The organism is Marinobacterium sp. NO-S09 (genome assembly GCF_059179545.1).
This window is the reverse complement of sequence record NZ_CP168954.1, coordinates 298075-314353: the sequence shown is the minus strand read 5'-3', so window position 1 is coordinate 314353 and position 16279 is coordinate 298075. Positions and strand designations below refer to the sequence as shown.

Sequence of the window (16279 nt, the reverse complement as noted above, 5' to 3'; positions counted from 1 at the left end):
CTGCCCTGCCCGGTTTTTGCCACTCAGGTGCGGGGTTCGAACCAGGCACCACGACGCTCCAGGCGCCAGAATACCCAGGCGCCGCTGATGCCTCGGGCTGCGAACAGGCACAGGAAGGACAGCCAGAGTCCCTGATTGCCCATCGATTGTGTGAGCCACCAGACAGGTGCGAATACCAGCAGTACAGAGAACAGCATCGTGTCCTGCATCGCCTTGACGCGGGTGGTGCCGATAAAGATGCCATCCAGCAGGAATCCCCAGGTACTGACCAGCGGTAATACAATAATCCAGGGCAGATAACGCACGGCTGCTTCGCGGACATCAGGAATATCGGTCAGCAGATGGATGATGGGCTGGCCACCGAGCCAGAACACCAGCGTCAAAAGTACCGCACTGACCGCCGACCAGAGCGTAGTACATACCAGTACCTGGTAGAACGGCCGTCGCTGGCGCTGGCCCAGTGCCCGACCGGTCAGGGCCTCGGTGGCATGGGCAAAGCCATCCAGAGCATTGGAGATCAGCAGCATGAAGTTGAGCAGTACGGCATTGGCCGACAGGATCGTAGTGCCCTGCTGTGCGCCCTGGGCGGTAAAGAAGGCCAGCGTCATCAACAGCAACAGGGTACGTACGAACAGGTAGCGATTCACGCTGATCAGTTCACGGTAATCACTGAGCCGGCGCAGGCGCCGCCAGATCCATTCGCCGGGCAGTCGTGCCAGCATGCGGCGACAGAACCAGAGGCCCAACAGCAGGCTGAAATACTCGGCACAAACGGTGGCCAGAGCGACGCCGTCGGCAGCCATGCCCAGACCAAACACGAACAGCAGATCCAGCAGCATGTTCAGCAGGTTGGTACTGGTCAGCAATATCAGCGCAATGCGAGTGTTCTGGTTGCCGACAAACCAGCCCAGCAGGGCAAAATTACAGAGCACGGCGGGCGCACCCAGTGCGCGGATGGCGGTATATTCAGTGGCGGACGCGAGGACATCCGGCGCCGGGTCCATCAGCTGCAACGCCAGCTCAGTCAGCGGAGTGCGCAGCAGCAGGATCACCAGGCCGATGACTGCACCCAGTACAAGTGATTGACCCAGGAGTGTGCGAATGGCGGCACCATCATTGCGACCGCAGGCCTGGGCCACCATGCCGGTGGTGCCCATGCGCAGAAACCCGAAGGCCCAGTAGAGGATCGAGAAAATCATGCTGCCAACCGCCACGGCACCCAGGTGGTGAGGCTCGGGCAGGTGGCCAATCACGGCGGTATCCACCAGCCCCAGCACGGGTACGGTGATGTTGGACAGCATCATCGGCCAGGCCAGCGCCCAGACCCGGCTATGGGTGGCACGGTCAGGCCAGTGTTCGGGTCGGATCATCGCGCCTGCAGGCCCCGGATCGGCAGCGTGTAGAGCAGCAGGAATTCAATCAGGGCGGTCACTACGACGGAGGGTCCGGCCGGTGTATCCCAGAACCAGGAGGCGCTGATACCGCCCAGCACTGCCAGCATACCCAGCACCGATGCGAAAATGGCCATCTGCTCCGGTGTGTTGGACAGACGCCGTGCTGCAGCCGCCGGGATGATCAACAGCGAGGTGATCAGCAGAATGCCCACCAGCTTCATGGCAACAGCGATCACCACGGCAATCAGCAGCATCAGGGCCAGCCGGGTGCGGGCAACCGGGACACCCTCGACCTGGGCCAGTTCCTCGTTGATGGTGATGGCGAGCAAGGGGTTCCACAGGCGCCAGAGCAACAGCAGTACAAGTGCCCCGCCCCCATAAATCCAGTAAAGATCAGCAGGCGCGATGGCCAGCAGATCACCAAAGAGGTATTCCATCAGGTCGATTCGCACGTTATCCAGCAGGGCAACGGCGACCAGACCCAGCGATAGTGAACTGTGTGCCATGATCCCCAGCAGGGTGTCCGTCGCGACCAGATGCTGGCGCTGCAGGCTGACCAGCAATACCGATAACAGAACACAGCAAACAACGACGGCCAGGTTCAGGTTGATATCGAACAGAAAACCCAACGAGATACCCATTAGTGCCGAGTGTGCCAGGGTATCGCCGAAGTAGGCCATGCGGCGCCAGACGACAAAGGCGCCCAGCGGGCCGGCCAGTGCTGCAATACCAAGGCCACCGGCCAGGGCCAGAATCAGAAACTCAGCCACAGTGGTGTCCGTCACAATTATGGGGTTGAGGGTGGTCGACGATGATATCGCCATGGGCGTCATGCTGGTGGCTGTGGTGATGGTTGTACAGTGCCAGGGTACTGGCCTGTGCGGGGCCAAACAGCTCAATGAATGACGGATCGTTGCTGACATGTTCGGGGTTGCCCGAGCAGCAGATATGTCGATTCAGGCAGATGACATGGTCGGTAGACGCCATGACCAGGTGCAGATCATGGGAGATCATCAGCACGCCGCAGTGGCGCTGTTTGCGAATATCGGCAATCAGTTGGTACAGCTCAAGCTGACCGCTCAGATCCACGCCCTGTACGGGTTCATCCAACACCAGCAACTGAGGGTCGCGCAGTAGAGCGCGTGCCAGCAGCACCCGCTGGGTCTCGCCACCCGAAAGATTGTGAATGGAATGTTTGAGCAAGTGGGCGGCTCCCACATCCTCAAGCGCCTTTATCATCAAATGCTTATCGGTTTTTACCGGTGTTTGCAGAAAACGTTCCACTGATAATGGAAGTGTATGATCGATATGCAGCTTCTGCGGCATATAACCGATGCGTAAACCCGGCTTACGCCAAAGATTGCCAGAGGAAGGTTTAATCAGGCCCAGCACCACGCGGACAAGAGTGGTCTTGCCGGCGCCGTTGGGGCCAATCAGGGTGGTAATACAGTCGTCATGCAGGCTCAGGTTGACCTGGCTGAGGGCAAACTGGTGATTGAAATTGACGCTGATATTGTCCAGCCGAATCAGGTCTGGATTGTGCTCAGGCATCGCTGCCCTCCCGGTTGCGGCAGTTGGGGCACAGGCCGGTGACCTCAATGGTTTCCTGCTCGATACTGAAGCCCAGCTCCGCCGCACTCTGTTTCAGCGTTTCATGCACCGGAGCCGACTCCAGTTCGGAGGTAGAATGGCAGTTACGACAGATCAGGAAATAGCCCTGATGCTTGTCTTCAGGGTGTGGGCAGCCGACAAACGCATTCAGCGATGCGATGCGGTGTACAAAACCCTGTTCCTGCAGGAACTCCAGTGCCCTGTACACTGTTGGTGGCGCTGAATTAAAACCGGCTTCTGCCAATGCGGGCAGCAGCTCATAGGCGCCGATGGGCTGATGGCTTTGCCAGATCAGTTTGAGCACCAGCTCACGCACCGGGGTCAGGCGTTGCTGCCGCTCTCTGCAAAGGGTTCTTGCCTGTTGCAGTGCCTGATCAATGCAATGCTGGTGATTGTGGCCGGACTCAAAGGCCAGATTATCCATGCTCATCGGGTTCGTCTATCGTTTGTTTTGTTATAGTATAACAATATTAATGGTCAAGAAGAGAGCTCCGACTAATGAAACCCTGCCTTCGTTCTACACTGTCCAGCCTGACACTCTCGGCGGCAATGCTGACAGCGTTGCCGGCTACTGCGGCAGACGTTGTAACCAGCATTAAACCTCTGCAACTGATTACATCCGCTCTGACGGCCGGTATTACTGAACCGGAGCTGCTGTTGCCTGCAGAGGGTACTCCGCACCATTACTCACTCAAACCTTCTGATATGCGTAAGCTGACAGAAGCCAAGGTGCTGGTTTGGGTAGGGCCCGGACTGGAACAGTTTCTGCAGAAGCCATTGTCCCGCACCGAGGCACAGATTGTAACCCTTCTGCCGGACAGCAAGCCGCATAGCCATGGCACCGATGCTGACGATCATGCTGATGAACACGGACATGACGAACATGCGCATGAGGCAGATGAACATGGTCATGACGACCATGCGCACGACGAGCATGGGCATGAAGAAGAGGCCCACGAAGAGCACAGTCATGAACATCATGAGGATGAACATGCTGATGCAGGCCATGACGAGCATGAGCATGAAGCCGAAGCACATCATTCACATGCCGATGGTGATGATCCGCATATCTGGCTGGATCCGCTGAATGCCATTGCCATTGCTGATCAAATCATGCCTGCCCTGCTTGAGACTTTCCCGAACCAGGTCGATCAGCTTGAGGCCAACCGCAATGCCTTTGAGCAAGCAGTGCGTGCCAAGGAAGCGGATCTCGCTGCTCAGATGGCCAGCGTCAAGGATAGTGGTTTCTTTGTCTTCCACGATGCCTATAGCGGTTTTGTGAATCATTACGGGATGAATCAGCTGGGATACTTCACCGTTGATCCGGCGCGTAAGCCGGGTGCACGTCATCTGGCCGAGATTCGTGAACAACTGGAGCAAAGCCAGGCGGTCTGTGTGTTCAGTGAGCCGCAGTTTACCAGCGCAGTAGTGCATGCCATTGTCGGTGACCTGCCGGTACAGCTGGGTGAACTGGACCCGCTGGCGCGTGATATTGAGCCGGGCCAGGATGCTTACATCCGCTACCTGACCTCGCTGGGGAACGCGTTTGAAGCCTGTCTGACGAAAAAAGATTAATTAATTCAAAAAAGTGCTTCACAAGGTGAAAGGGGGCCGATATAATGCGCCCCACTTTCGAAGCAGATGTGGTGGAATTGGTAGACACGCTAGCTTCAGGTGCTAGTGCCTTCACGGGCGTGGGAGTTCGAGTCTCCCCATCTGCACCACCTTTCATCGTTAGATGTCAGGCTCTTCGAAAGCGACAATTTGGGTGGTAACGCACGTTAAAACGTTGGACAACGCAGATGTGGTGGAATTGGTAGACACGCTAGCTTCAGGTGCTAGTGCCTTCACGGGCGTGGGAGTTCGAGTCTCCCCATCTGCACCATCCCCTTCCGGTTTTATCCTGTGCCTTATCTGGCAATTTAATACTCAGAATTTATTCATTTCGCTAGGAATATCCTGGTTTTTTGTCGTTTATGCTGTACTCGGGCAGAGCATCGTTTCATACAAAAATGCCCCGACAGTCAGGCTATCAGGGCATCGTTCGGATGTATCTGCAGGCTCTTGCGTTGTTTACTGTCCCATCAACAGGTAAAGCTGCATCAGCGCCGGCAGAATGGCGACAATCAACCCCGCCAGTACCATGGCAATGGATGGTACGACACCAATTACTTCATAGTCCTGATCGTCATGTGCATGGCTCATGATGTAATCCTCATCTGACATCTGCAGTAACAGCCACAGGGCTGTATTCTCAATTCACTCTGTATAAAGCAAGGCCGGTGCCAATGATGAAAATTACTTTTACATCAAGTGATTACATATTTTAGCCTGGGCCAGGCGCCAGGGTGCTCATTGTAGACATGACAGCAGTGTCAGGCATTTTTGATTCTGCGCCAGTTCTGGCAGCCAGAATCAAAAAAGGTGGCCTTGGCCACCTTTGCGATCGAGTCTGAATTGAGTCAGCTGTTTAACGTCGGACGATAAACTCCGTCTCGATCAGCTCGGCATCCCCTTCTACCACCTTGGCGTAGGTGGTCTTGGCATTCACGCGTACCACTTTAACCACCGCAATTTTCTCTTCCAGACGTCCGAGAGACTCATTGGTATAAGGGTCGAACATCTCTTCACCCAGGAAATACACATCCAGACGGTCACCCTTTTTCAGCGTCTTGCCACCCTGGTTGAGCACCACCGTTTTACCTTTTACGGCCACCACTCGCATGGGGTAGATATTCGCCAGGGCCTTCTGGGTCAGCTGTGTAGCCAACTGAGAGGTGATGCCCGCCTGGGAGGAGCCATACTGCTTCAGCATGGCACGAATATCGGCATCACTGAATTTCAGGTTGATGGAGTCGGACCACTTCACCTGGCGTGTGGCTGCCAGAATCACCTTGTAATCCAGCTGCGCACTGCCGCTGTAACTGACGATGGTTTCGCCGGTCAGCTGCAGAGTCTCGCTGTGACGGGTGCTGCGCATGTTGCGGATATTGCCTACAACAATATAGTCAGCGCCCAGTACATTTCCGGCCTTGGCCTTTTCTGCCAGTGCGGAATCATCGCTGAGCCAAAGTGCTTTCTCGGCCTGGAATTCGTCACCAAACTCTCGGTCGAGTACGTTCATGCGTCGTGACTGTGTGAACTGATCCAGAATGCGGTTACGCAGTTCTGACTCGACTTTACTGGCCGGCGTGCGGTCCCCCAGCAGTGAATAGCTGCGCTTGTCGGTATGGAACGGCATCACGGCCAGCGTGCGACGACTGTCGGACGGCAGGCCCGGTTTTTCGTACTTGATGACATGGACACTCACATCAGCACGAAAACTGCCATCCGGCTCCTGATCCACCAAAAGAATGTCGTAACGTGAGATGAGCCCCCTGGTTTTCAGGCTTAACTCGCCTCTCTGCGCGATTTCGACGGCGCTGGTGAAACTGTCACCTTCGCTGGTGCTGACACTGGCCCGCCCGGATAGTGTGCTCATGACTTCACGGCTGTCGACGCTCACGCCCGTGATTTGCCGCAAGCCCTGCACCAAAGCGTCGCTAATGGCGAGGTTGCGGCTGCTGCCATAGCCCACTGCATCCACGACCTGCTCAGCTGAGAAGCTGAAGCAGGTCCAAAGCAATACGGTGAGGGAGACGAGCGTTTTCAATACTGATTGCATGCCTGCCTCCTCAGAAATCGTCCGCAGACATCAGTTTCATGCTTTGACTGCCGCCCGCCTGACCGTTGGTTGACTGACGTGCCTTGGAGGATTTGGTTTGAGCTCCGGGGTCGCGCAATTGACGTGCATTCTGTTCAGAGACGGGATGCCAGACATAGATGACACCGTTGATTTCATGACCATAGGTTGGATGCTTGGCGGTCCAGCGCATCAGTTCGCTGGTACCGGCCAGATCCCGGACGCGTCCCGTTGCTTCCATTTCCTGCTCAAGCGCTCGGATGAATTCACGGCTGCTCTCCTCGCTTTCGGAAATGTCACGCCCCTCAGCTCGGACAACACCGACACGCTGGTTACGCATGACATCGCTTTTGCTCTCGTCAAAGGTTCCAGTGGACTTGAACAGGGTTGCGAAATTACCGAAGGCATCAGCTCGTGCTGCAGCGAAGGACACCTTACGGTTGTCATACAGTTGTTGATAGTCGCTGCCGCGATACGGGTTGCCCGATTGGCCAAAGGATACCAGCACCGGATAGCCCTGATCGTCATACATGCGACGGATACCAAACTCATTCATCAGTGCAGCCTTGTCGGCAAACAGCTGGTCCAGAGGCGTTGCGATGGCCTTGTCCGGATTGGCGGCAATATCACCCTTGCTGTCGATGACATCGTCGATAAATGAACGCATCTTGGGTGAAGCGACAATGGCAACAGCGACAACATGGTTGCCATCGGCATCATTGGCTTCAAATGACTTCACCGGAATGACCCCGGTCAGCTCGTGACGGGCACGTTGGGTTACCGAGTCGGAGACAGAACGCTCAAACAGGATAGCGCGCTTCTCGCTGGGTGCTGAGCGAAACTCCTCCGGGTCGATTCCCAGCTCGACAAGCTGCTCGTCCAACATGCCTCCGGCTACTGCCACAGCCTTGTTGAGAACCTCTTCGAGTTTATTACGGCTGCTTAGCTCGGCCGGTGTAAAGTGCGGCATCTGGCTGGCATCATCAAAAAGACGCGTGGCAGAGCTTGCGACTACACTTGTGCCCAAATGTGTCAGATAAGCCGCCTTGGCATTGAGTAGTGCTTCTTTATAGGCCATGACACGGGCATTACCCCAATCACGGCTTTCCGGGCGCAACATGATGTTGGCTTGCCCGACACCGAAGTACAGCTTGCCGTTGCGAGCCTTGTTAACAAAACCCCGGCCTTCGCTGCGTTTATACTCGGCGATCATGTCATCAATCACCATACCGGGATCTACCACTTCCGGTTGGGCAGAAGCAGTAATCGCCTGCTCGACTTCACTCATGTCGGCTTGTGTCATTTCCGCCGGTGCAGCGGCAGGCATGGGCTCAGTCTCTGCCCAGGCGGAAGTGTGCAGGGCGGTGCCGATGGCTGCTGCCAGCAGGGTTGGGAGCAATCGTCTCATCGTTGTCTTCCTTTTCCGTTACCAGGAGGTTCCCTTGGCGCTACCCAGTTTGCGAATCGGGGTCTCGCCTTCCCAGATGGCCAGTCCGTTGGCCAGATCAGTCAGTGTCAGCTGGAAGTAGTATTCAACCAGTTGCTGGTTGCCATCGACGCGGTTATTACGCTGGATGATCTTGCCGGACAGGCTCATGTTGGGTGCTGCCAGGCGCTGACGGACCAGCGTGGAACGGTCGACCTTGCGCGACTGGCTCAGTTCGGAATAGGCCTGCGTCATCTGATCTTCGGCACCGTTGAGGCCAATGGCGGTGGTGGTGAGTACCTTGCCGCTGCGCAGCAGGTCAACGCGGATTTTCTTCACCAGCTGGTCGGTATCGATACGCTGCATGGTGTCGTTGAGAACAGTCGATACCACCATGATGTTCTTCTTGCCATCGCTACGGTCCACTGCGCCTGAGGTCAGCATGGATTGAACGGCATCGGAAGCGGCCTGGGAGAAGTCGCTGCCGCTCAGACCCATGGTGACGGGTTCATCAACCGCACCGGCCGACAGAACCTGGGTCTTGGGGGTACAACCGGTGGCAAGGCCTACCGCCGCAGTCAGGGCCAGTGCTTTGATCAGAGTATTGCGAGCGTTCATCCATCAGTTCCTTGTGTTGGCTGAGTGTAGGGGGTGCTGGGGTCAAACAGCTGAATTCGGTAGCTGACCGCTTTCGGGGTGGGGGCTACGCGGTCGATCATGACCGGCTCATTGGGGCGCAGAAGTCTGTGCTCCCAGCGACCTGATAATCCCTGGAGTTCAAACCCGCCGGCGTCAAACCAGCTGAAACGGTAGCGTAATTTCCGCTCCTGCTGGCTGCGGTTGTAGAGTCGAACGCCGGCACGCAGCAGGTCGCTGGAGGCATAACCTTCCTGAACACCTTCGATATGCAGGTAGGATTGGGCCTTGGGGCCGATCAACAATTGTGGATAACTGTCGGTCTGTTGTGGTTGAGTTTGGCAACCGAACAGGACCAGGCTGGTCGTTGCCAGCACTGCGGTACGGGTCTTCATGTCGTCTCCTTACGATGTTCAGGCGTCAAAGCCGGCAACCTGGTATACAGGGACACTGCCCGGGGCGCTGGCGCGGACATGAATGACGGTGAAACGGGTATCCGGCAGTGGCACCTGCAATGTCTGTTCGAGTCCGGGCGCGCGCAACTCAAGACTGTCGCCGGCGGGTTTACGCAACCGCACGACCTGTACTTCCTTGGGCAGGCTGCTCCAGCTGCGGGTATCCGCGCGTGTCGTTGTTGCCTGATAGAGCCCGGCCACCAGGCTGCCTGCCAGGCCAAGTTCCTTGCGCGCCTGATACTGAATGAAGGCCTTGGTCAGGGTGCTGGCAATCGCCTCGGTCACCTTGAGCGGAAACTCACGTTTGAATTCGGTTTGGATGACACGGTCAATGCTGGCCAGCAGTTCGGTTTTACCCAGCAGTTTGCCACCGGCATGGACTTCAAGGTGTGGATAAGCCTGATCGCGGACTTTCAGCTTGGGTAATGCAATTTGAGAGTATTCAACCTTGTTGCTCACCAGAAACAGCGGTAGAGGGACCAGGGTTTCGTCGATGGCAGGTGCAGCTCCGTTTTCGAAAATAACCCAGACAGCAGGTCGGAGCTTGTGTTTGCGCCAGGCGCCGGTTCGAAGCTTGTTGATCACCATCAGGTCGGTTTTGATGGCAGCGTTATCCGGGCTCATTCCGGCAACTCGGCGCAGGGACTGGCGTGCCTTGCCATAGTCTTCCTTATCGGCGCTGGCCAACATGAAATACAGGCCATGCAGGTAATCGGTGTAGGGGTTCACAAAATCAGGATAGGCCTGCCACTCGGCCAGTTCCGGGTAGGCGTCGTACACGGCCTGTTCCGAGGCCTGTTCACTGGTACTGAAGTCCAGTTTTGACTGGCCGGCACCCTCGCCTTCTGTTTCCGCACGGGTTTGTGCCAGTTTCTCCTGTTGCTCGCTGATACGGGCCTTGAATGCTTCCTCGGCGCGGCGCTGGCGGTCGGCAGCACGGTTGAATTCAATGCGGGCATTCTGCATATCATTCAAAAACAGGCTGTTGAGCGCCTTGTAGGTGTTGACCATGACGCCATCATAGACGGTGGGGGTATAGCGGTTGAGGTTGTTATTGACCAGCGCCGCGGTCACTTTTTCGACACCCTTGCGCGCAACGTTTTCGGTGTCTTCGATTTTCATCATGGGCTCGGCATGATCAAACACACGACTGCTGAAATCCAGTTGGCCTGCTGCGTTCAGTGCCATACCGGCCTGCAGTGACCAGAGCAGATCATCACTCTTGCCATCGGGCTCAATTGCACCGGCTTTAAGCGCAAAGTCGGCAGCGGCCTGATATTGGCCCTGATTGTAGCTTTGATCGAAGTTATCGAGTTGCTGTTTGCTGGAGAGGGTTTGGCAGCCGGCAACCAGGCCTAGGCCGGCTGCGAGCACAATCAGTCTGATTGAGACGCGAGGGGGGCGCATTCTGAGCTCCTTGATTCCCTGGAACATATGTAGGTGCAGTCGTTGCACGCGCGCTAATCTAACAGCTCTTGCTGTTGCATGGAATAAAGAAGTGGCTGAATTTTGATCTGTAGCGGCGACACTCGTCGTTCAGGGATTAAAAGGAAAATGTGAATAATAATTTTATTCACAGCTTGTTCTGAAATGAGGAATAACTCCGAAAATGTTCGGTCATGTGAGTGTAATGTCAGTAGCCTGTGGGTAATTGTTTTTTTGAACTGCGCTGGTTGTTGCGTGATCAGAAATAAAAAGTGCTTATAGATTAATAGCTTAATTATGCTCGTGCTGGTTTGTTATAAGCTTGTTAACAGGGTTGTTCATCAGAGGTGTGGAAAAGTAAAACGGATTTTATTCACAGGCTGAAAACGCTTTGAAATCGCCAAAAAATTATTCCACAGGCTGTGTTGGCAAGGCCTGTGGGTAAACTATCAGGCTCAGGCCTGAACAGGTTCAGGGGTGAGATAAAGCTGAGTTGCGTCTGCGGGCATGGGGCGGGCATAAAAGTACCCCTGAACTCGATCACAGCGGTTGTTAAGAAGGAAGTTGATCTGCTGTTCCGTTTCGGCACCTTCCGCCAGGATTTCCAGACCCAGGTGTTTGGCCAGGGCGATCACCGAGCGAACAATCGACGCATCTTCGGCATCATCCGGCAGGTCACGGATGAATGACTGGTCGATCTTGAGCTTGGTGATGGGCAGACGCTTGATGTAGGACAGCGATGAATACCCGGTACCGAAATCATCCAGGGCGATACGGATACCGGAGTCATGCAGTTGGTTGAGCACCTGTATGGCGTCTTCGGGTTTGGTCATCAACTGGGTTTCGGTGACTTCAACCTCAAGCCATTCGGTTTTGAAACCGCTTTGGCTCATCAGGTCCTGCAAGGTTTTAATCAGTGCCGGGTTCTGGAAATGGCGGGCGTTAAGGTTTACTGACAGGATGCCGGGATTGAGGCCCTGCTGGTGCCAGTCGGCGAAGTGTTGCATCGATTTCTGGATGATCTGCAGATCCAGCGCTTCAATCAGGCCGGATTGCTCGGCCAGCGGGATAAAGCGTCCCGGCGAAATCAGCCCTTCTTCCGGACTGATCCAGCGTGCCAGTGCTTCAAAGCCTTCAATCTGGCCGGTGCGAATGTTGATTTGAGGCTGGAAGAAAGGCTCCAGTTCGTCCTGCTGTAGCGCTTTTCGCAGGCGAGCCTCCATTGTCAGCCACTCTTGAGCGTCTTGAGTCAGGCTGCTGTCAAAGAGGCGGTAATCGTTGCGACCCTCATTTTTGGCAAGGTTCATCGCAGCATCCGCCTGCATCAACAATTCAGCACTGCTCTGGCCATTATCCGGGTAGATACTGATGCCGATACTGCTGTTGATGTACAGCAGCTGGTTGTCGACCTCCAGCGGCTGCCCGATCGCGTGCAGCACCCTTTGCGCCAGGTAACAGGCCTCGTCAGTGTTAGCCAGGCCTTCCTGCACGAGGGTAAATTCATCGCCCCCCAGGCGGGCCAGGGTATCATCGGAGCGAATCAACTGGCTGAGACGCTGGGTAATGAGGGTCAGGACCTGGTCACCGGCGTTATGACCCAGTGAGTCGTTGACGCGCTTGAAATGGTCCAGGTCGATAACCAGTAGCGCCAGTTTGTAATGATGACGCTGGGCACGGGCAATGCCGCTTTCCAGTCGATCGTTAAACAGGGTGCGGTTGGCCAGCCCTGTCAGCGCATCGAAATGCGCCATGTGATTGACCGTGTCTTTTTCCTGTTGCAGGTCACGCTGTGACAGGCGCACAGAGGTAATCATGCTATTCATGCTGCGTGCCAGGGCACGCAATTCACGGGGACCTTGCTCAGGTATCGACTTGTTGGGGAGACCTGTCTTGTCGGTATCACCAATGGCCGCCATGATCTGGTCCAGCGGTGTAATGAAGAAGACCCGGCTCAGAACCATCAGCAGAATGGCCATCAAGACGCAGGTCAACAATGCGCTGAGCAGGGACTGGCTGAGCGTATCCTTGAGTTCTGCCTGCAGGGGCTGGTCGGATGAGTAGAGCTGCAGTGACCCTATGGCCTCATCCTGATTGCTGAGAATGCTGGTTTGATAGCGTTGCAGGCAGTTATTCAAGTGCTCCTGGTGTGCCGGGTTATCCGGTTCATAGCTCTGGATCTTGCCACTGGAGGAACGGATATAGCCGGTTATATATTGGCTGCCCAGTATTTTGCTCAGATTGAAATCTTCAACGATCAGGGCGCAGTGAGGTGTCAGCGCAATCTCGTTGCCCAGAATCTGCTCATACTCATTGACGGCATAGGCTTCCAGCAGGCCGCTGATCGTACTGTTGAGGGATTTCAGGCTGTTCTGCGATTCGCGATCCACTTCCGTCAGAATTGAGCTTTTCGCCTGGTGGTAGTTAAAGCTGGCGCTGAGTGCCAGAGTCACCAGGATGGCCGGCAATACCAGACCAACCAGCAGCAGATACAGAGAGGGCAGTCGCTTGATCATGGCGTTACCTGTTGCCCCAGCACATTGCGGCGGATGGTGGACAGGTGCGTTTGCAGGTTGTCTGCAGAGACGGCCAGTACGGACAGTTTGTGCTCCGGCGTAACACTTTCACCATGGAAGTAACGGTCCAGGCTGATAACGGCTTCTTCCCCGATTAAAAAGGGCTGCTGCATGGCGGCACCAATGAGCTGTCCGGATTGAATCATGTCGATGAACTCCGGTTCGGCATCAAAGGTGGCCAGCAGAATCTCACCCTCGCGCCCGGCATCCTTGATGGCATCTAGGGCCGCCTGGTAGCGGTCTGAGCCCTGCAACCAGATTGCCCGAAGCTGGGGTTCACTGTCGATCAGCTCGCGGCTGAAGGTATAGGTTTCGGTATAGGAAAAATCCACTTGCTGGCGCATGCCTGCGGCCAGAATGCCGGCTTCATCCAGCGCCTGCATGAAACCGGCGGTGCGCTCACGGCCATTCTGGCGGCGCTGGGGGATGGCAACGATGCCCACGCGACCAGACTGCCAGCCTTTCTGGAGCAGGGCGCGGCTCAGAATCTGACCCAGTTCGTAGGCACCCTGATAATTGTCGGAGGCGATAAAACTGAGATATTTGTCTGAATCGGCACCGATGTCTGCCACTACCACCGGGATACCGGCGGCACTGGCAAGTTTGATCAGGGTTGCGCCTGCTGAAGAGGAGGTGGGCGAGATGATCAGACCATCAACCCGCTGACGCAGGGCCAGGGCCAGGTGTTCCAGTTCTCGTTTGGTGCTGTTGTTGGCACTGAGTACCTGAACCTGATGACCAAGCTGTTGCGCCCGCTGCTGGATACCGCGGGACATGATGTCCCAGAAGGGGATACGTCGATCGGACGTAATATAGATAAGCTGTTTGCCGGTCTGAGCCTGATCTGCCTGTGCAATAGATGTCCATGCCAGGCTTAGGGGCAGTAAAACCAGTAGCAGGAATATCGATGTCAGATTCAGGCGCATTACGCCCCTCCCTGGTCAAAAGTGATGCCCTGCCTTGGGAGAAATCCGGTTCAGGGGCAGGCGTTGTTCAGCATTTGCCAAATCCATAATGTTTATAAGCATATATCAACAGGACGGCCAGCGGAAATGTAAGCTATACGGCCTCATAGACCACGTGAACACCGTTGCCTTGATCAAAATATTCGACGCTGCTGCACAGGGATGACACCAAATTGATGCCGCGACCCATTAACTGAGTTTGCTCCTGCTGTTGTGCCTGTTGCTGCAGCACTTTTTTAACATTAAAACCTTCCCCGCTATCGATGACGCGGATATCCAGGCGATGGTGGTCATCGCTGAGCCGTGTCAGTTTGAGGTTGAGCTGGACACTGCCGGTGGTCAGATTCTGCAGGCGTGCTTCACGCTGCTGGAAGTATTGCATGAAGCCTTCAGCCGAGTGTTTGAGCCCGGAGTCGAGCCCCAGCACACCATGGTCCAGGGCATTAACATACAGCTCGGTCAAAATGGTGAACACGGGATCCCAGCGTTCGCTACGCCCCTCTGTTTCCAGCAGGAACCCCATGGCCTGGGCGACCGGGTTGGCACTGGCAAGATCAGGTCCTTCCAATTCAAGGCTCCATCGCCAGCTGCCCGGCAGGGCCTCGGCACTGCTTTGGCTGACGGGAGGGAGGCCGGTTGGCATCAGTGCGTCGCTAGGGGCAGCCTGGAACTCGATTATCGAGATATCATCGCCTTGTGCTTCGCCGGAGGTGAAGGTTTGCAAGGACTCCTGCAGGCATTCAGTCAGGCTGTCCTGAGCGGGAGTGAAGCAGGCCAGAAGACGCCCTTCTCCAAACAATTCACCAGCGATATCACGTGCTTCGATGACACCGTCACTGCACAACAGCAGACGGTCGCCAGCTTCGAGTGTGGTGCTGAACGCGATAAAGTGTTTAACACTTTCCAGAATTCCCAGCGGCGGGTTTTCCGATGGAATATGCTCAACGGCACCGTTTGTGCGCAGCAGGAGTACATCCGGCAGCCCCGCATTCCATACACGTACCAACTGACCATCACTGGAAACTGCCACCATGGCCAGCGCCAGGAACATGTTGATGGGCAGCAGTTTTCTCAGTTTGCGATTGATCTGATCGAGTATGTGGTGGGCGTCATACCCCTTGTTTACCATGGCGCGGAAGGTTTCCGACAGGGGCAGTGCGCCAACCGTTGTTGTCAGGCCGTGGCCGGTGAAGTCACCCAGTAAAAAAAAGAGCTCGCCATCCAGGCGACGGGCACTGAGCAGGACGTCGCCACTGAAGGTCGCAGCCGGTTTTTTGTAAAAGGTGAGCCGAGGGTCGTTGACGTTGGCCTGCTCAACTGCGTTGCTGAACAACTGCTCGGCCAGTTGTTCTTCCCGCTCACGCTCTTCAATCAACTGCTGTGTTGTTTGGTGCATTCGGGCAAAACGCAACATGGAGTGGATCTTGCCCTTCATCAGGTTGATCGAAAAAGGGCGGCGGATGAAGGAGTCCCAGCCGACATCCAGACTTTCTTCAATCAGCTTTTCTTCATTGGACGCCGTGGCGAGAATCACGGGTACAAACTGATCGCCAGACAGGGCCTTGATCTGCCGGGTCAGCTCAATCCCGTCCAGGTCCTGCATGCACACATCCGTGATCACCAGGTCCGGACGGTGTTGCTTGAAAAGCTCCAGGGCCTCACATCCGCCACTGGCCGGAATTGGCTCCATATCCATCTGTTTAACCAGTCGGTTAAGCAGAATCAGGTTGGTGTCGAAGTCATCGACAATCAATACACGTGGAACTGGCTGAGTCTTCGGATAGGGCCCCTGATCTGCCATAGTCAGTTCTCGACCGGCAGCAGTTTATGGAAGTTGGCGATGGTCAGAATCTTGTTAACTGCTTCAGAGGGTGATACCAGGGTGATCTTGCCGCCAAGCTTATCGGTATGCTCCTTGAGCAACAGGATCATGCCCAGGGCCGAGCTGTCCATATAGCTGGTCTTGCTCAGATCAAGACGCACATGGGTACCCGGCAGGGTCAGGTCCCGGTAGGCATCACGGAATGCCTGGTGCAGGGAAAAATCGAATTGTCCTTCCACCTGAATAGTGGCGGTTTTCTTCTCGTCATTACGTTTACAGCTGATTCCCAT

General features: G+C 55.6%; 15 protein-coding genes and 2 tRNA genes. 3 read left to right on the top strand and 14 right to left on the bottom strand.

Annotated features, from left to right (window positions below):
* Positions 1–23 precede the first annotated feature (23 nt).
* Genes O3C79_RS01615 through O3C79_RS01600 form a run of 4 tightly spaced genes read right to left on the bottom strand, consistent with a single transcriptional unit; the run spans position 24 to position 3435 of the window.
* On the bottom strand, positions 24–1370 hold the full coding sequence (locus O3C79_RS01615; RefSeq protein ID WP_494384559.1) for an MATE family efflux transporter: 1347 nt from the start codon (positions 1368–1370) through the stop codon (positions 24–26).
* Positions 1367–2218, bottom strand: a complete 852-nt coding sequence (gene znuB / locus O3C79_RS01610) for a zinc ABC transporter permease subunit ZnuB (RefSeq protein WP_494384558.1) — start codon at positions 2216–2218, stop codon at positions 1367–1369. Before znuB ends, O3C79_RS01615 begins: the two co-directional genes overlap by 4 nt.
* Positions 2157–2945 carry a zinc ABC transporter ATP-binding protein ZnuC gene (gene znuC, locus O3C79_RS01605; protein ID WP_417534692.1) on the bottom strand — a complete coding sequence of 263 codons (789 nt, stop codon included), beginning with the start codon at positions 2943–2945 and terminating at the stop codon, positions 2157–2159. The genes znuB and znuC overlap by 62 nt, the downstream gene beginning before the upstream one ends.
* Positions 2938–3435, bottom strand: a complete 498-nt coding sequence (locus O3C79_RS01600; RefSeq protein ID WP_494384557.1) for a Fur family transcriptional regulator — start codon at positions 3433–3435, stop codon at positions 2938–2940. Before O3C79_RS01600 ends, znuC begins: the two co-directional genes overlap by 8 nt.
* A 68-nt stretch (positions 3436–3503) precedes the next feature.
* Here O3C79_RS01600 and O3C79_RS01595 point away from each other — a divergent pair, with 68 nt between their 5' ends.
* The 3 genes from O3C79_RS01595 to O3C79_RS01585 all read left to right on the top strand — a co-directional run bounded on the left by O3C79_RS01595 (position 3504) and on the right by O3C79_RS01585 (position 4890).
* Positions 3504–4580, top strand: a complete 1077-nt coding sequence (locus O3C79_RS01595) for a zinc ABC transporter substrate-binding protein (protein WP_494384556.1) — start codon at positions 3504–3506, stop codon at positions 4578–4580.
* A 62-nt stretch (positions 4581–4642) separates the two neighbouring features.
* Positions 4643–4729 (top strand) — tRNA-Leu (locus O3C79_RS01590).
* A gap of 74 nt (positions 4730–4803) precedes the next feature.
* Positions 4804–4890 (top strand) — tRNA-Leu (locus O3C79_RS01585).
* 188 nt (positions 4891–5078) lie between these two features.
* Here the strand turns inward: O3C79_RS01585 and O3C79_RS01580 are convergent.
* The 10 genes from O3C79_RS01580 to O3C79_RS01535 form a co-directional block, all read right to left on the bottom strand.
* Positions 5079–5210 carry a hypothetical protein gene (locus O3C79_RS01580; RefSeq protein WP_272941704.1) on the bottom strand — a complete coding sequence of 44 codons (132 nt, stop codon included), beginning with the start codon at positions 5208–5210 and terminating at the stop codon, positions 5079–5081.
* Between the two features lie 265 nt (positions 5211–5475).
* Complete coding sequence (locus O3C79_RS01575; protein ID WP_494384555.1) at positions 5476–6669, bottom strand: hypothetical protein; 1194 nt, start codon at positions 6667–6669, stop codon at positions 5476–5478.
* A gap of 10 nt (positions 6670–6679) precedes the next feature.
* Positions 6680–8095 (bottom strand): DUF6844 domain-containing protein, encoded by a 1416-nt coding sequence (locus tag O3C79_RS01570; RefSeq protein WP_494384554.1) that lies wholly within the window; start codon positions 8093–8095, stop codon positions 6680–6682.
* Between the two features lie 18 nt (positions 8096–8113).
* Positions 8114–8731 carry a penicillin-binding protein activator LpoB gene (lpoB, locus tag O3C79_RS01565; RefSeq protein WP_494384553.1) on the bottom strand — a complete coding sequence of 206 codons (618 nt, stop codon included), beginning with the start codon at positions 8729–8731 and terminating at the stop codon, positions 8114–8116.
* Positions 8728–9144 (bottom strand): DUF1425 domain-containing protein, encoded by a 417-nt coding sequence (locus O3C79_RS01560; protein WP_494384552.1) that lies wholly within the window; start codon positions 9142–9144, stop codon positions 8728–8730. The genes lpoB and O3C79_RS01560 overlap by 4 nt, the downstream gene beginning before the upstream one ends.
* A gap of 18 nt (positions 9145–9162) precedes the next feature.
* Entirely contained in the window at positions 9163–10611 is a 1449-nt protein-coding gene (locus tag O3C79_RS01555) for a COG3014 family protein (protein WP_494384551.1), read from the bottom strand.
* 473 nt (positions 10612–11084) lie between these two features.
* Positions 11085–13142 (bottom strand): bifunctional diguanylate cyclase/phosphodiesterase, encoded by a 2058-nt coding sequence (locus tag O3C79_RS01550; protein ID WP_494384550.1) that lies wholly within the window; start codon positions 13140–13142, stop codon positions 11085–11087.
* Positions 13139–14128, bottom strand: coding sequence for a substrate-binding domain-containing protein (locus O3C79_RS01545; protein ID WP_494384549.1), 990 nt, complete (start codon positions 14126–14128; stop codon positions 13139–13141). The genes O3C79_RS01550 and O3C79_RS01545 overlap by 4 nt, the downstream gene beginning before the upstream one ends.
* Before the next feature lie 133 nt (positions 14129–14261).
* Complete coding sequence (locus O3C79_RS01540; RefSeq protein WP_494384548.1) at positions 14262–15968, bottom strand: SpoIIE family protein phosphatase; 1707 nt, start codon at positions 15966–15968, stop codon at positions 14262–14264.
* Between the two features lie 2 nt (positions 15969–15970).
* Complete coding sequence (locus O3C79_RS01535; protein WP_076465528.1) at positions 15971–16279, bottom strand: STAS domain-containing protein; 309 nt, start codon at positions 16277–16279, stop codon at positions 15971–15973.